We start from the raw sequence: 22,517 nt of genomic DNA, 5'->3' as shown, positions 1-22,517 counted from the left end.
AGTGCAGCGATGCTTAATGGATATACGTTCCAGGTCTCATTCAATTTTTCCCTTGCATTGGGGTTGTAGTCTTTTTCGAGAGCATTTCTGTTTATATCAGCCAAGACCGTTGCCAGGGGGCGCTCCTGGTGTGTGCTGATACAACCCGATAAGGATAGTTGTGCCAGTAGGGCCAGAAGCGAAAAAGAGCTGATGCAGATCGCTTTCGTTAGAAGCCGGCGATACAAGCGGTTGATAAAAAACATACGTATTCCTTCATTCGGTTGTTTTTTTGTTCCCCAGCCTCTTCAGCCATTCCATCCGTTCAAGGATGTTCTTCTCGTAGCCGTGCCCTTTGGGGGCATAGAATTTCCGGCCCTGCAGTTTCTCCGGCAGGTATTCCTGCTGTACATAACCGGCGCTGAAGTCGTGGGCGTACTGGTAGCCCTGGTGGTAGCCCAGCTCCTTCATCAGCTTGGTGGGGGCATTGCGGATATGCAACGGTACCTCCAGCGCACCGGATTTGCGTACTTCCGACAGGGCGGCATCGATCCCCAGGTAGGAGGCGTTGGACTTGGGGGCGGTGGCCAGGTAGGTGACGGCTTGCCCCAGGATAATCCGCCCTTCCGGCATCCCCACCATCTGGAAGGCCTGTAGGGCAGAGACCGCCATCTGCAGGGCGCGGGGATCGGCATTGCCGATATCTTCAGAGGCCAGGATGATCATCCGGCGCAGGATAAAGAGCGGGTCTTCACCGGCTTCAAGCATGCGGGCCAGCCAGTAGAGGGCTGCGTCGGGATCGCTGCCCCGCATGGATTTGATAAAGGCGGAGATGACGTTGTAATGTTCTTCGCCACCTTTGTCGTACAGCAAGGCCTTCTGCTGCATCGCCTCCTGGGCGATCTCAAGAGAGATCAGGCCGTCCTGGGCCAGTCCTGCTGCCACCTCCAGGGTGTTCAAGGCCTTGCGGCCATCCCCCTGGGCTGCCTCAGCCAGAAAGGCAAGGGCTTCGTCCGCAATGGCAAGCTGCAGACCTCCCAGGCCTTTGTCGGTATCCTGCAGGGTTTTTTTGAGCAGGGCGGCCAGCTCGCCTGCCTCAAGCTGTTTCAGACGCAGGACCCGGCAGCGGGAGAGCAGGGGGGCGATCACTTCAAAGGAGGGGTTTTCCGTGGTGGCACCGATGATGGTGACCAGCCCCTTTTCCACCGCAGGCAGAAAGGCATCCTGCTGGGCCTTGTTGAAACGGTGGATCTCGTCCACAAACAGGATGGTGCGGGTGCCGCCGGCGGCATGGGTCTCGGCATCCTTGAAGATCTCGCGGATCTCCTTGACCCCGGCCATGATGGCGGAGAAGAAGACGAAGCGGGAGCTGGTCTCGTGGGCAATGATATGGGCCAGGGTGGTCTTGCCGCAGCCCGGCGGGCCCCAGAAGATCATGGAGGGGAGCTGGTCTGCCTCAATCATCTTGCGCAGGGCCTTGCCCGGCCCGAGCAGGTGCTCCTGGCCGCAGAACTCCCCGAGGCTGCGGGGGCGCATCCGTTCTGCCAGCGGTGGCGTCAGGGATTGGTCAAAAAGAGCGGATTGTCTGTTCATTACCAGTGGTGGATCCCTTTGTGTTCCACCGGCTGGGGCTTGATGCCCCAGATGTCACGGGCATACTCACCAATGGTGCGGTCGCTGGAGAACTTGCCCATGCCGGCGGTGTTCAGGATCGATTTTCTGGCCCACTCATCCGGTATCATGTAGAGCCGGTCCACATCGGCCTGGGCATCCATGTAGGCGTCAAAGTCCGCCAGCAGCAGGTAGTAGTCGCTGTTGAGCAGGTTGTCCACCAGCGGGCGGAACAGGCCCGGGTTGCCCGGCGAGAACATGCCGGATGAGATCTGGTCCAGTACGGTCTTCAGCTCGGGCAGCTGATAGTAGTAATCCTGGGGACGGTAGCCGGATGAGCGCAGCCCCACTGCCTGCGGGGTGGTCAGGCCGAAGATGAAGATGTTGTCCTTGCCCACCTCTTCCATGATCTCGATGTTGGCGCCATCCAGGGTGCCGATGGTCAGGGCGCCGTTTAAGGCATACTTCATGTTGCCGGTGCCGGAGGCCTCGGTGCCGGCGGTGGAGATCTGTTCGGACAGGTCGGCTGCCGGGAAGATCTTCTCTGCCAGCGAGACGCTGTAGTTGGCCAGGAACGCCACCTTCAGCTGCTGATTGACCGCCGGGTCGTTATTGACCACGCTGCCGACCGCGTTGATCAGTTTGATGATCAGTTTGGCCGTGCTGTAGGAGGGGGCCGCCTTGCCGCCAAAGATCACGGTACGGGGGGGCAGTTCCAGGCCGGGATACTCCTTGAGCCGGTTGTAGCGGGCAATCACCTGCAGGATGTTCAGCAGCTGGCGCTTGTATTCGTGGATCCGTTTGGTCTGGCAGTCAAACAGCGAATCGGGTGAGATCTGAATGCAGTTGCGCTGGTAGATATGATCGGCCAGCCGCTGTTTGTTCATCCGCTTGATATCCATCCAGCGTCTGCGGAATTCGCTGTCTTCTGCCAGCGGCCTCAGGTTCTGCAGTTCATCCAGGTCGGTGGTCCACTTGTCGCCGATCGCCTCGCTGATCAGGTCGGACAGGTAGGGGTTGCAGTGCTTCAGCCAGCGGCGTTGGGTGATGCCGTTGGTCTTGTTGTTGAAACGCTCCGGCCAGACCTCGTAGAAGTCGTGGAACAGATCATCCTTGAGGATCTCGCTGTGCAGGGCTGAGACACCGTTGACGGAATGGCTGGCAACAATGGCCAGGTGGGCCATCCGTACCTGCTTCTCACCGCTGTCGTCAATGATCGACATCCGTTGCAGGCGGGCGGTGTCGCCGGGGAAGCGGCCTGCCACCTCTTCCAGGAAGCGGCGGTTGATCTCGAAGATGATCAGCAGGTGACGCGGCAGCAGGCGGCTGATCATCGGCACCGGCCACTTTTCCAGCGCCTCCTGCAGGATGGTGTGGTTGGTGTAGGCAAAGGTCCTGGTGGTGATCTCCCAGGCGGCCTCCCAGGTCAGTTTTCTTTCGTCGATCAGGATTCGCATCAGCTCCGGGATGGCCAGCACCGGATGGGTGTCGTTCAGCTGGATCGCCACCTGGTCCGGCAGCTCCGCCAGGTTGTCATGCTTCTTGGCAAAGCGGTAGAGGATATCCTGCACCGTGGCCGATGCCAGGAAGTATTCCTGCCGCAGGCGCAGCTCCTTGCCTTCCAGCATATGGTCGGCCGGGTAGAGTACCTTGGAGATGTTCTCGGTCTTCATCTTGGATTCAACCGAGCCGATGTAGTTGCCCTGGTTGAAGAAGTTCAGGTCAAAATCCCGGCTGGCCTTGGCGCTCCAGAGCCGCATGGTGTTGACCGTGTTGTTCTTGTAGCCCGGCACCGGGAAGTCATAGGCCAACGCCATGACCTCGTAGTAGTCCACCCAGGAGCAGCGTTTTGAACCGTCCCGGTCGGTAAACTCCACCACCCGGCCTTCAAAGCGGATCGGGTGCAGGTGCTCCTGACGGTCAAACTCCCAGGGGTTCTGGTAGCGCAGCCAGTTGTCCGGCACCTCGTGCTGGCCGCCATCCACGATCTTCTGGTAGAACATGCCGTACTCATAGCGGATACCGTAGCCGTAGGCCGGCAACTGCATCGAGGCCATCGAGTCAAGGAAACAGGCGGCAAGACGTCCGAGACCGCCGTTGCCCAGACCGGCATCCCATTCCACCTCCTGCAGGTCTTCGATACTCAGCCCCAGCTCCTTCAGGGCCATATCCCATTCCTCCATCACCCCCAGGTTGATCAGGGCATTACCCAGGGTGCGCCCCATCAGGAATTCCATCGAGATGTAGTAGACCCGTTTGGCGTCCTTGAGGTAGTAGGACTGCTGGGTGTCCAGCCAGCGGGTTGCCAGCAGGTCCCGCACGGCATAGGCCAACGCCAGGTACATGTCGGCCTTGGTGGCTGAATATTTGTCTTTCACCAGGGTGTGCTGCAGGTGGTAGATGAATGATTTCTGCAGATCCTTGACGCTTGGCTGTGCTACCTGGTCCATGTGGTATCCTCACGGTCTCGGAATGTGATGCGAAAGTATACCGTTCAAAGCCCTATTGTTCAAGGCGGGCAGTGAAAAAAGAAGGGGGACCCGGTCGGTCCCCCTCTGTTCTTGCATGGTGGATGAATGGCGTTGGCTATAGCTTGAACCAGCCCACCATCTGTTGCAGTTCATGGGCCAGCTGATCAAACGCCTCAGAGGTCTGCTTGATCTGCTCGACCGAGTTTGAGAGCTTGCCGGTGATCTGGTGGATGGCAAGCATCGAGCGGTTGACATCCTCGGCCGTGGCCGACTGTTCTTCAGTGGCCGTGGCAATGGTCTGGACCATCTCAAAGACCTGTTCCACGTTGCCGACGATCTGCTCCATGGCGGTCTGGGTGCTGTCAACGGCAGCCACGATCTTGTCGATCGCCTGCCGCTCATGCTGCATGCTGCTAATCGATGAGCTCACCTCAACCTGCATCCCTTTGACCGTGGCGGCGATTTCATCGGCAGACTCGGTGGTGCGCTGCGACAGCTGGCGGACACTGTCGGCCACCACGGCGAAACCGCGTCCGCTGTCGCCCGCCCTGGCTGCCTCAATGGCGGCATTCAGTGCCAGCAGGTTGGTCTGATCAGCGATATCCTTGATCATGTTCACGATCTCGTTGATCGCAGCCGACCGTTCGCCCAGTGCTTCAACCCGGGCAACCGACTGTTTGACCACCTCCGCAAAGGCGAACAGTTCACGGGAGGTGAGATCCAGGGCCTGTTTGCCCTCCGTGGCCAGACTCTTCATCCTGCCGGCGGCATCGGAGGTGGCCAGGGCGTTCTGGGAGACGTCCTGGATGGTCTGGACCATTTCTGTCATGGCGGTGACTGACTGTTCAATCTGGCTGGTCTGGCTGGTGGAGTCGGTCTCCAGCTCCCCGGCGGTGTTGGCCAGCTCATCGGCGCTGTTGGCCACCGTTGCGGTTGAACGGGAGATCTTGCCTGCCATCTCCCGCAGGTTGGTTACCATGGCCCCCATGGATGAGAGTACCTTGCCGAACTCATCTTTGGTGGAACGCAGCTGTACCTCTTTCAGGTCGCCTCCGGCAACATGGTCGGAAACGGTGATCAGCTGGGCAAGGGGGGACGATACGGATTTAAAGACCCAGGCGCCGATCACGGTGCCGGCAACTGCAGCAGCGATACTGATGATCACCAGCAGGGTGATGCTGGTCTTGACGATCTTGTTGACCGAGGCGATCGCCTTCTCCTGCTCGCCCCGGGCCGCTGAAACCGACTCTTTGCCCTTTTCAGCCTGTTTGATGACGATATCACGCAGCTTCAGCGCTGACTGGACCGCCTTCTGCTCCATCTCGAACCGCTTCTTCAGGGTGGCCACAATACCGCTTTCACTCAACAGCATACCCTGGATGCCGGTCAGGGCAGCGGCTGCGCTGCGCAGCATCTGCAGTTCTCCTTTGACCCCCAGCTTGTTCAGGTCCTTCTCCAGCATCGCAGTCGATCTGGCTGCCTTGGCAAAATCAGCCCGGATGGCCGGTGTTGCCGCATCGATCTCCTGAATGGATTTCAGGGTAAACAGCCTGGCTGAACCGGCTTCAATGGCCAGCCCCTGGCTCATCAGCTCGGAATTGGCGATCAGGATGCTGTTGGCCTGATTGGATTGTCCGAACATGGTGCCTTGACGGGCTGCCTCGGCTGCATATTTCTCTCCGGCCAGGATGGCATCCTGCTCAATGGACAGGGAGAGTGAATTCAACTTTTCGCTGATTTCACGGCTGAGCGCTTCAACCTTGCCTTTGGTGGCATCATCCTTTTGGGACAGCCAGTTGCCCTGCAGCTTCTGCAGCTCATCCAGGCGATCAGCCAGCAGTTTGATCTCGGCAGCCGCCCCCTTGGTGGTTTTCAGGTGGTCGTTCTGGTTCAGCTTGTTGACGGCTGCATTGACCTTGCCCCGTGCAATCAGCAGCGTCGGGCGTTTCTGGGCATGCTGCACTTCGTAGAAGGCCAGTTGCAGGTCTTTCAGCTGCAGCCGTGCCGCCTCCACCCCGCGCAGGCGGCTGGAAATCTTGCCGGATTCATCCAGGGCATTACTGAATGCCCCGGTACGATTGCCCTGCAGGGTCCTGATCTTGCTGTCCAGCTGGCGCAGTTTGGCGGTTGCCTCGGCCATACGCCTGTTCAGGTCAACGGCCGCCTTGGCCGCGTCCTCCTGCGCCTTCAGCTTGCCGGCTGAGATATCGAACAGTTCCGTTGCGACTGTGCGCAGCGATTCGTGGGTGTCCAGTCTGGCCCCACCTGCTGTCAGGCTCTCCAGTTGTTCCTGCGAAGACTTCACCTCTCCCAGCGCCTTTTCTGCCTCTGCCTTGAAACTCTGGAGCTCCTGCGGGGTTGCAGCGGTGTTGATCTTGAACAGGGTGGCGGTGGCCCCCTGAATCTCCCGCTGAAACTCCAGGGTCCGCATCTGGTAGGGCGTGCTTCTCTGGGTCAGGTAGGAAAGCTTGCCGCTGATGAAGCGCATCCCGAAGATGCTGGTCACCACCACGGTTGCCACGATGGCCAGCACAATTACAATATTAAGGGTGAGTTTGGTCTTAATGGTCATAAAATGAGATGCCCTTTTGGCCTGGAAGCAGTAGTATGAATTACTTGATCAGCTTGGCGCCATCACCCTTGATGAATCCCAGCAGCTTCTGAATCTTGGCTGAGGGGGCACCCTTGGTGAGCAGGGTGATATCGCGGGCGACTTCCGGTGATTTGGGGGACCAGATGCTGTCGTCAACAATGGCTGCCGGTCCGATGCCGACCGCTTCAGGGTTGCTCTTGACCTTGTCCTTGACATCCTCGGCCGTGGTTGCATCAAGCACCTCTTTGGTGACCGTGGTGCCGCCCAGGGCGACCTTGCTGAACATGCTGTTGGTGCCCGGAATCAGGCTGCCCCAGACAATCAGGATCGGCATGTCTTTGCCGCCGACATCCTTCCAGTTCTGGGTTTTGCCGCTGAAGATCCCCTGCAGCTGCTCCTTGGAAAGGGCGGGAATCTTATTGTCTTTGTGGGTAATCACCACCACGCGGTCTTTACCGATCAGGGTGGGGGTGTAGGCCTTGGGATCGGCTACTGCCACCCCTTCCTTCTTCAGCAGCGCCCACCAGTCATCCAGGGCCAGACCTGCTGCGGCTGCATCCACAGTCCCTTTTTCGAGTTCGATAAAGGCCTGTTTGGGGCCGTTGGAGATGGTGTTGAGGGTAATGCCGCTGGCCTTTTCAAAGGCGGCCCGGATCGGCTTCAGGATGTTCTCGGTCGGGGCGGCTCCAGCTCCGATGCGGATATCTTCAGCAAAGGCGGTGCCGGCAACAAGGGTGAGTGCCATGGCGGTGACGAATCGTTTCGCAAGATAAAAATTCATGGTGTACTACTCCTTTCTCTGGGGGATGGTGGGTCTTTGGTATGATTAGAGTTGTCTAATAAATAGTCGATATCATGATTGTTTCTGTGCAAGAGTACCATAAAAATGCTGGATTTATATAGTAAATTGCTGATGAACGTGGTTGTGAATCATCGGTTGACACCGCAAGCATGAATATATTAGTGTTCATGCTTCTTCCAACCGCTTGATTTGACGATAACAAACAAAGTTTTTGCAGGAGGCTGTGCATGCGTAGTGATATGATTAAAAAAGGTCTGGAGCGGACACCGCACCGGGCGTTGCTGAAGGCCACAGGCATACCGCAGAGTCAGATGGACCGCCCCTTTATCGGCGTTGCCACCAGCTTTACCGACCTGATTCCCGGCCACGTCGGGATGCGTGATCTGGAGCGGTTTATTGAAAAGGGGATCCACAGCGGCGGCGGTTATGCCCAGTTTTTTGGCATTCCCGGAGTCTGTGACGGTATCGCCATGGGGCATAAAGGGATGCACTACTCCCTGCCGACCCGTGAACTGATCGCCGATATGGTTGAGTCAGTGGCGGAGGCCCACCGTCTGGATGGTCTGGTGTTGCTGACCAACTGCGACAAGATCACCCCCGGCATGCTGATGGCAGCTGCACGCCTGAACATCCCCTGCATCATCGTGACCGCCGGTCCGATGATGAGCGGCAGAGGGGTGGAGGGCCGTGCCTATTCCTTTGTGACTGATACCTTTGAGGCCATGGCCCGTTACAAGGCCGGAGTGATCGACGCCAAAGAGCTGCAGGCCTGTGAGGATAACGCCTGTCCCGGCATGGGCTCCTGCCAGGGACTCTTTACCGCCAATACCATGGCGATCCTGACCGAGACCCTGGGGATGTCGTTGCCCCGTTGCGGTACGGCCCTGGCGGTCTCCGCCATGAAGCGGAGGATCGCCTTTGCGTCGGGCGAGAAGATCGTTGAACTGGTCCATAATGATATCAAACCCCGCGATATCATGACCCGGGCTGCCTTTGAAAACGCCATCCGGGTTGACCTGGCCCTGGGTGGGTCATCCAACACCGTGTTGCATCTGCTGGCCATTGCCCGTGAAGCCGGGGTGGATCTGCCGCTGGAGACCTTTGATATCCTGGCGAAGGAAACGCCGCAGCTGGCCTCCATGAACCCGGCCGGCAAGCATTTTATGGAAGATCTGGATATTGCCGGTGGCGTCTGCGGCGTGCTGAAACAGCTGGGTGACAAGGTGATTGATACCCAGACCCTGTTCGGTCTGACCACCCGCCAGCTGGCGGCAAGCATAGAAAATGTTGATCAAGAGGTGATTCGTCCCCTATCGGCGCCGGTGAAGAAGGAGGGCGGCATTGCGGTGCTGTTCGGTTCCATCGCGCCGAAGGGGGCGGTAGTCAAGCAGTCCGGTGTTTCGGACAAGATGATGCTGTTTGAAGGCACGGCCCGTTGTTTCGATTCAGAGGAACTGGCCATGGCAGCCTTGATGGAAGGGGTGATCAAGGCCGGTGATGTGGTGGTGATCCGCTATGAAGGTCCCAAAGGCGGACCGGGTATGCGCGAGATGCTGGCACCCACCGCTGCCCTGATGGGACTTGGCCTGGGGGACTCGGTGGCCCTGATCACCGACGGCCGTTTCTCCGGCGGTACCCGTGGTCCCTGTATCGGCCATGTCTCGCCGGAAGCAGCAGAAGGCGGCCCGATCGCCCTGATTCAGGATGGCGACCGGATCCTGCTGGATATCCCGAATCGCAAGCTTGATCTGCTGGTGGATGAGGCAACCGTGGCGGCTCGCCGGGCGGCCTGGACGGCGCCGGAGCCAAAGATCAAGACCGGCTGGCTGGCCCGTTATGCCAAAGTGGTGACATCCGCCTACACGGGGGCCGTTACCACCGCAGACTAGGAAACGGCCCTTTTTCGCCCTGGTCCCGCTAGTCTTCGGAACGCCTCCACGTCGTTCCCCGGCTATGGAAACCAGAACAAAAAAAGCCTCGTTTCCCCAACTAAACCACGTGTATCAAAGGAGGAACCTGCCATGAAACGTCTGCTTACCCTCGCTGCTGCCGCTGTTCTGGCCCTGAGTGTCACCGCCTGCAAGACCGACGAATCGGCTTTGCGTGATTCCAGCTCAACCCTGCTGGGCGCCAGAGAGGTCAAGGAGCTGCTGCTTGGCAACACGGTTACCGCGGCAAACGGCGATACCTACTATTTTGACCGTGGTGGCGTCGTGATCGGCAAGGGTTCCTATGGTGAGAAGAACAAAGGCAACTGGAACATCACCCAGGAGGGGCAGCTTTGCTTCAGCAACTGGAATGCCAACTTTGCCCCCAGCGCCTGCTATAAGGTCTTCTTTGATAATGTCAGCCAGCAGCGCAAGCTGGTTGATGGCAATGGTGATGTAAAATATACGGTTATTAATATTGTAACCGGTAATCCCAATAATTTTTAGACTTAACGAGGTTTTGCATGAAAATGAATGGAGCACGTATCCTGCTTGAAAGCCTGAAGCGTGAAGGGGTGGATCTGGTATTCGGCTACCCCGGCGGAACGGTGATCAATCTCTATGATGAACTGATGAATGTGCGGGAGATCCGCCATATCCTGCCCCGCCATGAGCAGGGCGGTACCCATGCGGCTGACGGGTATGCCCGTGCCACCGGCAAGGTCGGCGTGGCCATAGCCACCTCCGGTCCCGGTGCCACCAACACCATTACCGGCATTGCCACCGCCTACATGGATTCAATCCCGATGGTCATCATCACCGGTCAGGTCCCTACGCCCCTGATCGGCAACGACGCCTTTCAGGAGGTGGATATCATCGGTATTACCCGTCCGATCACCAAGCACAGCTTCCTGATCCGGCATGCCAAGGATATCCCGACCATCGTGCGCAAGGCGTTCTACATCGCCCGCTCCGGCCGTCCCGGCCCGGTACTGATCGACTTCCCCAAGGATGTCCAGATCAGCCAGGCCGAGTTCAAGTGGCCTGAGTCAATTGATATCCGCGGCTACAAGCCGAACCTGGAAGGTCACCAGAAGCAGGTTGAAAAAGCGGTGGAGATGCTGTTGGATGCCCGGCGCCCGGTGATGTATGTCGGCGGCGGGGTCATCCTTGCCAATGCGGCCGAGGAGCTGACTGAGCTGGCCCGTACCCTGCAGTTTCCGGTGACCACCACCCTGATGGGGCTGGGGGCCTTTCCTGAAAATGACCCCCTGGCTCTCAAGATGCTGGGAATGCATGGTGCCTATGCCGCCAACATGGCCATGACCCACTCGGATCTGATCCTGGCGGTCGGCGCCCGCTTTGATGACCGGGTAACCGGCAAGATCGCCACCTTTGCACCCCACGCCAAGATCATCCATATTGACGTCGATCCTACCTCAATCCGTAAGAATGTGCGGGTGGATCTGCCGATCGTGGGTGATACCAAGGATGTTCTGGTCAAGATGATTGACTGTCTGAAAGGGCAGGCCGATAAGGTGACGGCACAGCATGCTGCCATGGAAGCATGGCATGAGGATATCAGCGGCTGGAAGACAAAACATCCGATTTCTTACAAGCAGAGCACCAGTGTTATCAAGCCCCAGTACGTCATCCAGAAGCTGCGTGAACTGTCTGAGGATGATGCCATCATGGCAACGGATGTGGGGCAGCATCAGATGTGGGTGGCCCAGTTTTTTGAATTCCATCAGCCACGCACCCTGCTGACCTCAGGCGGACTCGGCACCATGGGCTTTGGTATCCCTTCGGCCATGGGGGCGCAGGCTGCCTATCCCAAACGTCAGGTGATCTGCGTCTGCGGTGATGGCGGCGTGCAGATGAATATGCAGGAGCTGGCCACCATGGTACAGCATCGCCTGCCGGTAAAAATTGTCATCCTGAACAATAACTTCCTGGGAATGGTACGCCAGTGGCAGGAGTTGTTCTTTGACAAGCGCTACTCCCAGACCTGTCTTGAACTGCCGATGGATTTTTCCAAAATTGCCGAGGCCTACGGTGCCAAGGGGCTGAAGGCTGAAAAACCATCCGAGGTTGAGCAGGTGATCAAGGAGGGGTTTGCTCACAATGGCCCGGTGATCATGGAGTTCACGATTGCCCGTGAAGAAAAAGTGTTGCCGATGGTCCCCGCCGGGGCGTCGCTGAATGAAATGGTATTGAACGCCTAGGGACGTGGAGGAAACAAGATAATGCATCATCAACATACCATATCGGTTGTGGTTGAAAATGAATTCGGCGTGCTTGCCCGGGTTTCCGGGCTGTTCTCCGGTAGAGGGTTTAACATAGAGTCGCTGTCGGTCGCACCAACCAGTGATGAATCGCTTTCCCGGATTACGATTGTCACCAGTGGCGATGAGGCGGTGCTGGAGCAGATCACCAAGCAGTTGAACAAGCTGGTGGATGTGATCAAGGTGCTGGATTTCAGTGACGGCAGTGCCATTGAACGTGAACTGGCACTGATCAAGGTGACGGCTGAAGATGATAGCCGGGCCGAGGTCCTGAGGATCGTTGACATCTTCCGGGCCAAGATTATTGACGTCACCCCCAAGTCCTACACCATCGAGGCCACCGGATCACCGGCCAAGATCAATGCCATCCTCGACCTGCTGCGTCCCCTGGGACTGAAGGAGCTGGTCAGGACCGGTGCGGTTGCCATCGGTCGTGGCGCCAAGGGCTGGAAAGGGTAGGAGCTGGCAGGCGTCGATTGACAGCAGCAGGCTCCTGTAGTATCGTGCGCTGCGTTTTTTAACAGAAATACGCTGTTTCAAACAGATTCAAAACATACGAGGAGAACGTCAATGAATGTGTATTACGATCGGGATTGTGATCTCGCATTAATCCAGTCCAAGAAGGTGACTATCGTCGGTTACGGTTCCCAGGGCCACGCCCATGCCTGCAATCTCAAGGATTCCGGCGTGGATGTGACTGTCGCGCTGCGTGAAGGTTCTGCATCCGCCATCAAGGCACAGAACGCAGGCCTCAAGGTGGCAACCGTTGCCGAGGCTGTCGCCTCTGCAGACGTGATTATGATCCTGACTCCGGACGAGTTCCAGTCACAGCTGTACCGTGACGAGATCGAGCCGAAGCTTAAAAAAGGTGCCACCCTGGCCTTTGCCCACGGTTTTGCCATCCACTACAACCAGATCGTGCCCCGTGCTGATCTGGATGTGATCATGATCGCCCCCAAGGCGCCGGGTCATACGGTGCGCTCTGAATATGTCCGCGGTGGCGGCATCCCTGACCTGATCGCCGTGTTCCAGGACGCCTCGGGCAAGGCCCGTGAAGTGGCCCTTTCCTATGCCAGCGCCATCGGCGGCGGCCGCACCGGTATCATTGAGACCACCTTCAAGGACGAGACCGAGACCGATCTGTTCGGCGAGCAGGCCGTGCTCTGCGGTGGCGCCGTGGAACTGGTCAAGGCCGGTTTCGAGACCCTGGTTGAGGCCGGTTATGCCCCTGAGATGGCCTACTTCGAGTGTCTGCACGAACTGAAGCTGATCGTTGACCTGATGTTTGAGGGCGGCATTGCCAATATGAACTACTCCATCTCCAACAACGCCGAGTATGGTGAGTACGTCACCGGCCCCAAGGTGATCAACGAGCAGAGCCGTGCTGCCATGAAGGAGTGTCTGAACAATATCCAGAACGGCGAGTATGCCAAGCGCTTCATCCTGGAGGGGATGTCCAACTACCCCGAGATGACAGCCCGCCGCCGCCTGAATGCTGCTCATCCGATCGAGGTGGTTGGTGGCAACCTGCGTGCCATGATGCCCTGGATCGGCAAGAACAAGATCGTTGACAAGGCGAAGAACTAACCTGCTGTTGTGACTGCAATTCAGACCCCGCTCTTACTGGGAGCGGGGTTTTCTACGTTATGTATAATGGACTATTCATGCGCCCATCAAATGCCCTGATAACCCCTGAAGGATACCCGTTTATCGCCTATAGTGCCGGTCTGTTTCTGTTTCTGGCCGGTGGTGCCGTGCTGCTTAAATCCGTTGCACTGGCAGTACCTGCCGTTGTGACACTGCTTCTGCTGCTGTTTGTGATATCGTTTTTTCGCAACCCGGAACGGCAGCCGCCGGCTGACAAGGCCTTGCTGGTGGCTCCTGCCGATGGGACGGTTGTGTATGTCGGGCCGGCGACCCAGGAACACCTGGGGGCCTGTCAGAAGATCAGCATCTTCATGTCGGTCTTTAATGTCCATGTGAATCGCGCCCCCATTACCGGCACGGTGGTGGATCGTTTTTACAAGCAGGGCAAGTTTTATGACGCCCGGCACGCCGATGCCTCCTGCGAAAACGAGCAGTGCGGGCTGGTCATGGAGCAGGATAACGGTGTGCGGGTGGCCTTTGTGCAGATAGCCGGGCTGATTGCCCGCAGAATCCTCTGCTATGCCGAGGTCGGCGATCGTCTTGAGCGGGGACAGCGCTACGGTATGATCCGTTTTGGGTCCCGGGTTGATGTCTATCTGCCGGAGGGTCTGGAAAGTCTGGTCGTTGTGGGACAGACGACGGTCGCAGGTGAAACAGCCCTGGTCAGGCTGGGATAACAGCAACAAGGAGCCGACACCTATGGAGACACCTGAACAATTAGACCCGCAGCCTGTCGAGAGGCATGAGAACATCAGGCGGGGGATCTATATCCTGCCGAACCTGATTACTGCCGGCAGCCTGTTTGCCGGGTTCTACAGCATGGTTGCCACCCTGAACGGTAATTACGGTTCAGCGGCAATCTGGATCTTTATCTCGGCGATCTGCGACGGCCTTGACGGCAAGGTGGCACGGCTGACCAATACAACCAGCCAGTTTGGCGTCGAGTTTGATTCTCTGGCCGACCTGGTGGCCTTCGGGGTGACGCCCGGTTTGATGATGTACGCCTGGGCCCTGAAGCCGTTTGGCCGCTTGGGCTGGCTGGCGGCGTTTCTGTTCGTAGTCTGCGGTGCCCTGCGGCTGGCCCGTTTCAACGTGCAGGTCAATACGGTTGAGAGCAAACGCTTCATTGGCCTGCCGATTCCGGCAGCAGCCAGCATGGTGGCCTCCACCGTCCTGCTCTTTAACCACTTCGGCTGGCCCAGCTCCTACAAAAAGCTGGCTATTCTGGCCCTGATCTATCTGCTGGCCTTCCTGATGGTTTCCAGTGTCAAATACTACTCATTCAAGGATCCGGAGCTGATCAAGAAACAGCCGTTCGGCTTCCTGGTGCTGGCGGTGGTGCTGCTGATCATTGTTGCGGCAGAACCGGCGGTGATGATGTTCGTGATTATGCTTAGTTACGTTCTCTCCGGACCGATTGGCCTGTTACTGACCTGGCCCCGGCGGCGGCGGCTTGAAAAGGCGATTCACAAGGGGCATGAGGAGCTGCTGCAGGAGCATGAGCCGGTACTCAGGGGAGGGGATGGATCGTAGCCTGCAGGCCGGCGGGGCTTATCTCCAGAACGGCATAGGAGTGGAACGGTGCCGGAGCGGCCAGGGTGCCCGGATTGATAAGCCAGATGCCTTCCTGCCTGACAGCCTGGGCAAGGTGGGTATGGCCGTACAGGACGGCATCAACACCGCTGGCGTGGGCCTGTTCTATCAGGCGTGACAGACCGCCTTTGACACCATAGCGATCACCGTGGCAGAGCAGCAGCCGCAGACCGGCCCACTCACGGATCAGTTCCCGGGGGGCTGTTGAGCCGAGGTCACAGTTGCCGGCTAACCGTACAACCGGACAATCTTCGTCAAGCACTGCCAGTAACGCGGCATCCTCTTCGCCATCGCCCAGATGTATAATTGCCTCGCACCTGCCGGCTGCTTCGTGAGCCCGCAGCAAGGCGGCCTGATTACCGTGGGTGTCTGAAACAACCAGAATACGCATTGCAGTGTTACCTCTGAAGGCGGCAGCTGCCGCAGGAGTTGTTATGTCCGCGAAAAAAATTCTTGTGATCGTAGGCGCCTGCTTTGCAGGACTGATACTGCTCTTTTTGGGAAGCATCGCCCTGTCAACGCTGCTCTTCAGCGACAAAGAGAAGGGCTTTGCCAGCGGTCCCGGGGTCGGGCTGGTTGAGGTCAAGGGAATGATCGTTGACTCAACTGAAGCGATCCGGCAACTGCGCCATTTTGCTAAAAAAGATTCGGTCAAGGCGGTGGTGCTGCGGATCGACTCCCCGGGCGGGGTGGTCGGCCCGTCCCAGGAGATTTACGAAGAGGTACGCAAGCTGGCCGCCACGAAGAAGGTGGTGGTCTCCATGGGCAGTCTGGCTGCCTCGGGAGGTTACTACATTGCCGCGCCTGCCTCGGTGATCTACGCCAATCCCGGCACCATCACCGCCAGTATCGGCGTGCTGATCAAATTTTCCAACCTTGAGGGGCTGTTCGGCAAGCTGGGGGTCAGCTCCACCACCATAAAAACCGGCACCTTCAAGGATGCCGGTGCACCGGACCGTCCGCTCTCGCCGGAAGACCGGGCCATGTTCCAGGCCCTGATCGACAGCACCCATGAGCAGTTTGTCAAGGCCGTGGCCGAAGGGCGCAAACTGCCGGTGGAGGAGGTGCGCAGCATCGCCGATGGCCGGGTCCTGTCAGGTGAACAGGCCAAGGCGATCAAACTGGTTGATAAACTGGGCAACCTGCCGGATGCCATCGCAGAGGCCGGCCGGCTGGCCGGTATCTCCGGCGAACCGGCACTGATCCTGCCTCCCAAGAAAAAGGTCAACTACCTTGAACTGCTGGCAGAGGGGGCAGAGGAAAAATTCAACGGTGTCCTGAACAGGGCGGTGGGACGGGGCCTGCAGGTCACCTACGAGTAGGAGCGGTTCTTTTTCGTTCTGACCGCGTCAATCTGCGGGATACTTTGTGCGGCGTACTAACCCGTACGCCTCCGCAGTATCCCTTGCTTGCCGTGCCCAGAACGCAAAACTCCGCGCTCCTTCAGCTATCTGTTTTCCTACTTCCGCGTCTGCAGCCGTGCGTGCGCCTCCAGCAGGATTTTTTCGGTGGTGTCCCAGTTGATGCAGGCATCGGTGATGGATACGCCGTACTTCAGTTGTGAATGGTCTGCCGGCACCTTCTGGTTGCCTTCCTCCAGGTTGCTTTCGATCATCAGGCCGGAGATTGACTGATTGCCTGCCACCACCTGATCGATGATCTGCTCCAGTACCTCCGGCTGTTTGCGGTAGTCCTTGTTGGAGTTGCCATGGCTGCAGTCCACCATGATGGTGGGGGCCAGACCGTTCTTTTTCAGGCTTTCTTCGGTGTGGCTGATATCTTCGGGCAGATAGTTGGGTTTGCGTGACCCACCCCGCAGCACAATATGCACATCCGGATTGCCGGTGGTCTGTATGATGGAGGCACGCCCTTCGCGGTTGATGCCCAGAAAGCTGTGGGGGGCGCGGGATGAAATCATGGCATCAATGGCGATCTGCAGATTGCCGTCGGTGCCGTTTTTAAAGCCGATCGGGAAGGAAAGACCGCTGGCTAGCTCCCGGTGGGTCTGGGATTCAGTGGTGCGTGCGCCGATCGCGCCCCAGGAGATAAGATCAGCCACGTATTCAGGGGTGATCGGGTCAAGCATCTCGTTGGCCACCGGCACCCCGAGATCCGTCAGGCGGCAGAGCAGGCCGCGGGCAATCCCCAGCCCCTTTGAGATGTTGTGTGAGCCGTCCATGCCCGGATCGTTGATCAGCCCTTTCCAGCCCACGGTTGTGCGGGGCTTCTCGAAATAGACCCGCATCACCAGCATCAACTGATCATCGACCCGCCGGGAGAGGGCGGAAAGCCGCTTGGCGTAGTCAATGGCCGCCTCAGTGTCGTGGATTGAGCAGGGACCGACTACCACCATCAGGCGGCGGTCGCGACGCTGCAGGATCTCTTTGATCTTCTCACGGCTGCGGGAGACGAATTCCCGGCCGGTATCCGACATGGGAAACACCTGACGAAGATCAGCCGGGGCTATGATGGGGGTAATGCCGGAAACCTTCAGGTTGTTGGTCTTGATCATGGTAAGGCCTCGCTGCTGGGAAAATGGAAACAAGTATTCTTTCTACTGGATAGGAGTAAAGCTTGTCAAATTCAAACAGGTTTCGTGGTACCAAACCGGCCGTATTTATTGACCGTGACGGTACCGTTAACATTGAAAAAGAGTACCTCTACCGGGTTGATCAGTTTGAGTTTACCCCCGGTGCGATCGAGGCGATCAGGTTGCTGAATCAGTCCGGTTATCTGGTGGTGGTGGTCACCAATCAGTCCGGTGTGGCGCGGGGCTATTATACCGAGGCTGATGTGGAAGCGCTGCACAGCCATGTTGATCAGCTGCTGCAGTCGCACGGGGGGCGGGTGGATGCCTGGTACTATTGCCCCCACCATGCAAGCGGCAACCCTCCCTATAATCAGGAGTGCGATTGCCGCAAGCCGCTGCCCGGCATGTTATTGCAGGCGGCAGCAGAGCACGGCATTGATCTTTCCCGCTCCTGGATGGTTGGCGACAAGCTGGTTGATATTGAGGCCGGCCTGGCGGCCGGATGCAAGCCGGTCTTGGTGATGACCGGCTATGGCGCCGAGGCGGTCGATGGGCTGTCGCCGGAGGTGCCCCGTTGCCCCGATCTGCTGGCTGCAGCGCAGCTGATTACGGCTGTTTGACAGGCGGTTCGAGCCTGTGCTAATGCTACTTTCTTGTTACTCTATGAAATGAGACCTGTATGCTCCTGCCGCCCGTAAAGAAGGCGATGAGCAGAGGGATAACCCTGATCTATGTTTGAATTCATTCGTAAATTTACCCTGCCGATTCTGGTCTGTGTGGGGCTCCTGGCCGCTCTGATTACCTATTCGCTGAATCTGCCGCGGACACGCCAGGCAAATCTGCTTGAACGGGGCGTCAACGGCTCGCTTGCGCCGATGCAGGAACAGGCATCACGCAGTGGCGGGCTCTTTCGGCGGATCTGGCATGACTATATTGCGCTGGTTGACCTGAAACAGGAAAACGTCCGCCTGAAGGATGATATCAAACACCTGAACAGCGCCCTGGCTGCGGCAGGTGAATCGTTGCGGGAAAACGAGCGCCTGGTCCGCCTGCTTGATCTGCGCAAGAGCGTCAAGGAACCAACCGTTGCAGCGATGGTGATTGGTGAGGATGTCACCCCCTGGTTCCGCTCGCTGACCATTGACCGGGGCTCCGACAGCGGTATCCGGGAAGGGATGCCGGTCCTGGCGGCAGACGGTGTGGTGGGACAGACCGTCAAGGTAACGGCCAACTCAAGCCGGGTACTGCTTTTGACAGACCACGCCAGCGGTATTGCCGCCATGGTACAGCGCTCCCGTGCCCGCGGGGTAGTCAAGGGGCGTGGTGACAACCTCTGCTCGCTCGAATTTGCCGTACGGGGGGAGGATGTGCAGGTCGGCGATCAGGTGGTCAGCTCGGGTATCGGTGGCATCTTTGCCAAGGGGCTGCCGATTGGTGAGGTGACCATGGTTAAAAAGGGTGAGTACGGAATTTTCCAGACCGTTACGATCCGTCCGGCAGTCAGCACCGCACACCTTGAAGAAGTACTGGTGGTACTTCGTGTCCCGCAGACCTGAGGGCAGGCTGGTATGACCGGTTTTTTAAAGGGGACCGCCCTGGTCCTGGGAATCGTGCTGCTGCAGACATCGGTGCTGCCGCAGTACCTGATTGCGCTCTACAAGCCTGACCTGCTGCTGATACTGATGGTCTTTCTTGCCTTGCGCGCTCCGGTCAGTACCAGTCTTCCGGCTGCCTATGGCTTGGGGTTGTTGAAGGATTGTCTGAGCGGGCTCTACCTCGGTTTGAACGCCTTTTCATTCCTGCTGGTGTATCTGGTCCTGAAGACCCTTTCTGATCGTCTCTACGTTCAGAACGCGTTGCTGCTGGTCCTGACGGTCTCTCTCTCCACCTTTGCCACCATGCTGGTCAATGCCCTGCTGTTGTCGATCTTCTCTGAGGCGGCAGGAATTTTTTCGTCGTTGATGACGGCCCTGATTCCGCACCTGCTGATCAATGCCTTTGTGGCATCGCTGGTGGCAATCCTGCCCGAATTCGGCAGCCCGCGGACCGCAAAATGATCAAAGGGCAACGTTACGTCAGAGAGGTCGCCCAGCCGCGGCAGCGCACCATCCCGCTGGCCATTGTGGTGACGGTACTGTTTTTTCTGCTGTTGCTGCGTCTCTGGTACCTGCAGATCATCAAGGTTGACGACTACCGGGCCATGTCGGAAAATAACCGGTTGCGCTTCCTGCCCGTTGCCGCCTCCCGTGGTGCCCTGATGGACCGTAACGGCACGGTTATGGTTAACAACCGTCCTTCGTTCAGTCTGTCGATCATTCCCCAGGAGGTCAAGGATGTTGAGGGGATGCTGGATACGCTGGCATCACTGCTGAAGCTGGACAGGGCGGAGCTGCAGGAACGCTGGGAGAAATCAAAAGGCCGCGCCCGCTATTATCCGGTCGTGATTGCGATCAACATCAACCGTGATCAGGTTGAAATTGTCGAAGAGAACAAGTTGCGGCTGCCCGGCATTGAGGTTAGTGTCAAGCCGGTCCGGGAGTATGCCTTTCAAAACTCGGCCGCGCACCTGTTGGGCTATATCGGTGAAGTCTCTGACAAGGAATTGGATCTGCCCGCCTACGGTGATTACAATCCCGGCGACTATATCGGTAAGAACGGCATAGAAAAGGCCTGGGAGCATGAGTTGCACGGCAGTGATGGAGGCCGACAGCTTGAGGTGGATTCACGGGGGCGCGTCCTGCGGGTGCTGAGCGAGAGCAGTCCCACGGTGGGAAACAGTCTGGTGCTGACGGTTGACAGCCGTTTGCAGCGGACAGCGGAGCAGGCGTTCGGAGCGCAGGCCGGTGCTGCCGTGGTGATGAATGTGACGAATGGTGAAGTGCTGGCCTTTGTCAGCAGCCCGACCTTTGACCCGTCGCTTTTCGCCGGACGTATTCCGGCCGATGTCTGGAAGGGCTATCTGGAGGATAAACGGCACCCGCTGGAGAACAAGGCCCTGTCCGGCCAGTACCCGCCCGGTTCCACCTTCAAGATGCTGACCGCCCTGGCAGGTCTTGAGGCAGGGGTGGTCAATGAAAACACAAGCGTGTACTGTGACGGCGCCTATGAAATGGGGGGCAGCAAGTTCCGCTGTTGGAGCAGGTCCGGCCATGGCAGCGTGAACCTGCGCAAATCCCTGAAAGAGTCCTGTGACGTCTACTACTACCAGCTGGGGGAAAAGCTGGGGGTGGACCGGATTGCCGCCATGGCGGAGCGTTTTATGCTGGGTAAAGAATTGGGGATCGGGCTGCAGAATGAAAAAAGGGGGCTGATTCCCACCTCGGCCTGGAAGCTGAAACGTTTCGGCAAAAAGTGGTTTCCCGGCGAGACCCTGCCGGTGGCCATCGGCCAGGGCTATGTGCTGATGACCCCGATTCAGCTGGCCTCCATGGTGGCGACGGTTGCCAATGAAGGAACGATCTACCGTCCGCACCTGGTCAAGAAGGTCGTTGACCCGGACGGCAAGACCATCAAGGAGTTCAGTCCGGAAGTGCTGGGAACCACCGGCATCTCTCCGGCCTCGTTTAAAAAGGTGAAACAGGGACTCTTTGCCGTTGTCAACGATCCGGGCGGAACCGGTGCCAATGCCCGGCTATGGGATGTGAAAGTGGCCGGTAAGACCGGTACGTCGCAGGTGGTGAAGCTGGGAGAGGACCGCAAGAAGGCGGTTGCCTACCAGTACAAGGATCATGGTCTGTTTGTGGCCTTTGCCCCCTTTGACAAACCGGAGATCGCCGTGGCCGTGGTGGTGGAGCATGGTGGCGGCGGTGGCGCGGTAGCAGCACCGATTGCCGGCAAAATACTGCGCAGCTATTTTGATTTGCAGAAGCCGCCCGCACCCAAACCGAAACCGGCAGAAGAATCGCAGGATGATGCCCAGGCAGAGGCTCCTGCCGGAAAGCAGGATCATCAGGTGCAACAGGGGGCTGCGAGTGATTGATCGACGTCTTGTCACCAACTTTGACTGGACCCTGATCGGCCTGGTCAGTGCCATCTGCCTGATGGGGATCCTGAATGTCTACAGTGCCTCTGCGGCGTACAAGATGGGTGGGGCTCCCTACTACATCAAGCAGCTGAACTGGATGGCCTTCGGGCTGCTGCTGTCTCTGGTGGTGGCAAGTGTTGACTACCATATCCTGGAAGACTTCTCCTACTGGTTCTACGGCTTCCTGATACTCCTGCTGGTGGCAGTGCTGCTGGTGGGGAAACGGTCGCTGGGGGCCACCCGCTGGCTGAACCTCGGTTTTTTCACCATCCAGCCCTCAGAACTGATGAAAATCGTCATTGTTGTGACTTTTGCGCGATTTTTTAACAATTTTCATACGGTGGGGGGATTGACCGTCAAGGATATGCTGTTTCCCCTGGGGCTGCTGGCTATACCAGCCCTGCTGATCATGAAGCAGCCCGACCTTGGCACTGCCACCCTGGTGGTGCTGATTGCCGCCTCCATGGCCTTTTATGTCGGCTTCCGCTGGTCTACCATCGTGACCTTCGCCCTGGTGACGGTGCCCTTTTTCTGGTTTACCTGGGCCGTCTACATGAAGCCGTACCAGAAAAACCGCGTGCTTGATTTTATCAACCCGGAACGTTCACGTCTGGGCAGCGGCTACCATATCATCCAGAGCAAGATCGCGGTCGGTTCAGGCGGGTTCTGGGGCAAGGGCTATGTCAAGGGGACCCAGGCCCAGTTGCGTTTTCTGCCGGAACAGCATACCGACTTCGCCTTTTCCGTCTTTGCCGAGGAGTGGGGCTTCTTCGGTACCCTGATCCTGCTTGTGCTGTACCTCTGTCTGGTACTCTGGGGACTGAACATCGCCCGGCGTTGCAATGACCGTTTTGGCGGCCTGCTGGCGGTCGGTGTAACCGCCATGCTGTTTTGGCACACGGCGATCAACATCGGCATGGTGATCGGTCTCTTTCCGGTGGTTGGCGTGCCGCTGCCGTTTTTCTCCTATGGTGGTACCTCCATGATCACCTCCATGGTCGGTGTCGGTATTTTGCAGAGCATCAGCATGCGACGCTTCATGTTTTAACTTTTT

19 protein-coding genes are annotated in these 22,517 nt (G+C 58.0%); 13 read left to right on the top strand and 6 right to left on the bottom strand.

From position 1 onward, the window contains the following. Window positions 1–255: 255 nt before the first annotated feature. The 4 genes from FY034_RS11265 to FY034_RS11250 all read right to left on the bottom strand — a co-directional run bounded on the left by FY034_RS11265 (window position 256) and on the right by FY034_RS11250 (window position 7,435). Window positions 256–1,572: a replication-associated recombination protein A gene (locus FY034_RS11265; RefSeq protein ID WP_265550571.1), complete on the bottom strand. Its 1,317-nt coding sequence runs from the start codon at window positions 1,570–1,572 to the stop codon at window positions 256–258. Continuing rightward, on the bottom strand, window positions 1,572–4,040 hold the full coding sequence (locus FY034_RS11260) for a glycogen/starch/alpha-glucan phosphorylase (protein WP_265550570.1): 2,469 nt from the start codon (window positions 4,038–4,040) through the stop codon (window positions 1,572–1,574). Before FY034_RS11260 ends, FY034_RS11265 begins: the two co-directional genes overlap by 1 nt. A gap of 136 nt (window positions 4,041–4,176) precedes the next feature. Then, window positions 4,177–6,633, bottom strand: coding sequence for a methyl-accepting chemotaxis protein (locus FY034_RS11255; RefSeq protein ID WP_265550568.1), 2,457 nt, complete (start codon window positions 6,631–6,633; stop codon window positions 4,177–4,179). 40 nt (window positions 6,634–6,673) lie between these two features. Further along, the gene (locus tag FY034_RS11250; protein WP_265550566.1) at window positions 6,674–7,435 is read right to left on the bottom strand and encodes a substrate-binding domain-containing protein; all 762 of its coding nucleotides are present in this window, start codon (window positions 7,433–7,435) and stop codon (window positions 6,674–6,676) included. Window positions 7,436–7,683: 248 nt separating this feature from the next. Here FY034_RS11250 and ilvD point away from each other — a divergent pair, with 248 nt between their 5' ends. The 7 genes from ilvD (at window position 7,684) to pssA (ending at window position 14,849) form a co-directional block, all read left to right on the top strand. Then, window positions 7,684–9,345, top strand: coding sequence for a dihydroxy-acid dehydratase (gene ilvD / locus FY034_RS11245; RefSeq protein WP_265550564.1), 1,662 nt, complete (start codon window positions 7,684–7,686; stop codon window positions 9,343–9,345). A gap of 132 nt (window positions 9,346–9,477) precedes the next feature. Continuing rightward, window positions 9,478–9,891: a DUF995 domain-containing protein gene (locus FY034_RS11240; RefSeq protein WP_265550563.1), complete on the top strand. Its 414-nt coding sequence runs from the start codon at window positions 9,478–9,480 to the stop codon at window positions 9,889–9,891. A 17-nt stretch (window positions 9,892–9,908) separates the two neighbouring features. Continuing rightward, the gene (gene ilvB / locus FY034_RS11235) at window positions 9,909–11,609 is read left to right on the top strand and encodes a biosynthetic-type acetolactate synthase large subunit (protein WP_265550562.1); all 1,701 of its coding nucleotides are present in this window, start codon (window positions 9,909–9,911) and stop codon (window positions 11,607–11,609) included. A gap of 21 nt (window positions 11,610–11,630) precedes the next feature. Next, on the top strand, window positions 11,631–12,128 hold the full coding sequence (ilvN, locus tag FY034_RS11230; protein WP_265550561.1) for an acetolactate synthase small subunit: 498 nt from the start codon (window positions 11,631–11,633) through the stop codon (window positions 12,126–12,128). Window positions 12,129–12,239: 111 nt separating this feature from the next. After that, window positions 12,240–13,256 carry a ketol-acid reductoisomerase gene (gene ilvC, locus FY034_RS11225; RefSeq protein ID WP_265550560.1) on the top strand — a complete coding sequence of 339 codons (1,017 nt, stop codon included), beginning with the start codon at window positions 12,240–12,242 and terminating at the stop codon, window positions 13,254–13,256. A gap of 77 nt (window positions 13,257–13,333) precedes the next feature. After that, on the top strand, window positions 13,334–13,993 hold the full coding sequence (locus FY034_RS11220) for a phosphatidylserine decarboxylase family protein (RefSeq protein WP_265550558.1): 660 nt from the start codon (window positions 13,334–13,336) through the stop codon (window positions 13,991–13,993). A gap of 22 nt (window positions 13,994–14,015) precedes the next feature. After that, window positions 14,016–14,849: a CDP-diacylglycerol--serine O-phosphatidyltransferase gene (pssA, locus tag FY034_RS11215; protein ID WP_265550556.1), complete on the top strand. Its 834-nt coding sequence runs from the start codon at window positions 14,016–14,018 to the stop codon at window positions 14,847–14,849. Here the strand turns inward: pssA and FY034_RS11210 are convergent. Continuing rightward, complete coding sequence (locus FY034_RS11210; RefSeq protein ID WP_265550554.1) at window positions 14,827–15,300, bottom strand: metallophosphoesterase; 474 nt, start codon at window positions 15,298–15,300, stop codon at window positions 14,827–14,829. The genes pssA and FY034_RS11210 overlap by 23 nt on opposite strands. 43 nt (window positions 15,301–15,343) lie before the next feature. On the opposite strand from FY034_RS11210, the gene sppA reads away from it, so the two are divergent. Further along, window positions 15,344–16,231: a signal peptide peptidase SppA gene (gene sppA / locus FY034_RS11205; RefSeq protein ID WP_265550553.1), complete on the top strand. Its 888-nt coding sequence runs from the start codon at window positions 15,344–15,346 to the stop codon at window positions 16,229–16,231. Between the two features lie 137 nt (window positions 16,232–16,368). Here the strand turns inward: sppA and FY034_RS11200 are convergent, their stop codons facing one another. Continuing rightward, a complete protein-coding gene (locus FY034_RS11200) occupies window positions 16,369–17,421 on the bottom strand; it encodes a 3-deoxy-7-phosphoheptulonate synthase (RefSeq protein WP_265550551.1) in 1,053 nt (350 codons plus the stop codon). 62 nt (window positions 17,422–17,483) lie between these two features. Between FY034_RS11200 and gmhB the strand changes: the two genes are divergently transcribed. From gmhB to rodA, 5 genes are all read left to right on the top strand, one after another. Then, on the top strand, window positions 17,484–18,059 hold the full coding sequence (gene gmhB, locus FY034_RS11195) for a D-glycero-beta-D-manno-heptose 1,7-bisphosphate 7-phosphatase (protein ID WP_265550549.1): 576 nt from the start codon (window positions 17,484–17,486) through the stop codon (window positions 18,057–18,059). A 111-nt stretch (window positions 18,060–18,170) separates the two neighbouring features. Next, complete coding sequence (gene mreC, locus FY034_RS11190; RefSeq protein ID WP_265550547.1) at window positions 18,171–18,995, top strand: rod shape-determining protein MreC; 825 nt, start codon at window positions 18,171–18,173, stop codon at window positions 18,993–18,995. A gap of 12 nt (window positions 18,996–19,007) precedes the next feature. Next, window positions 19,008–19,496, top strand: coding sequence for a rod shape-determining protein MreD (gene mreD, locus FY034_RS11185; protein WP_265550545.1), 489 nt, complete (start codon window positions 19,008–19,010; stop codon window positions 19,494–19,496). Next, entirely contained in the window at window positions 19,493–21,418 is a 1,926-nt protein-coding gene (gene mrdA / locus FY034_RS11180) for a penicillin-binding protein 2 (RefSeq protein ID WP_265550542.1), read from the top strand. The genes mreD and mrdA overlap by 4 nt, the downstream gene beginning before the upstream one ends. Then, complete coding sequence (gene rodA, locus FY034_RS11175) at window positions 21,411–22,511, top strand: rod shape-determining protein RodA (RefSeq protein ID WP_265550540.1); 1,101 nt, start codon at window positions 21,411–21,413, stop codon at window positions 22,509–22,511. The genes mrdA and rodA overlap by 8 nt, the downstream gene beginning before the upstream one ends. Window positions 22,512–22,517 lie beyond the last annotated feature (6 nt).

This window comes from Trichlorobacter lovleyi, assembly GCF_015239775.1.
Classification (GTDB): Bacteria; Desulfobacterota; Desulfuromonadia; order Geobacterales; family Pseudopelobacteraceae; genus Trichlorobacter; species Trichlorobacter lovleyi_B.
Note: the sequence above shows the minus strand (reverse complement) of the source record. Positions and strands in the feature narration are given on the sequence as shown.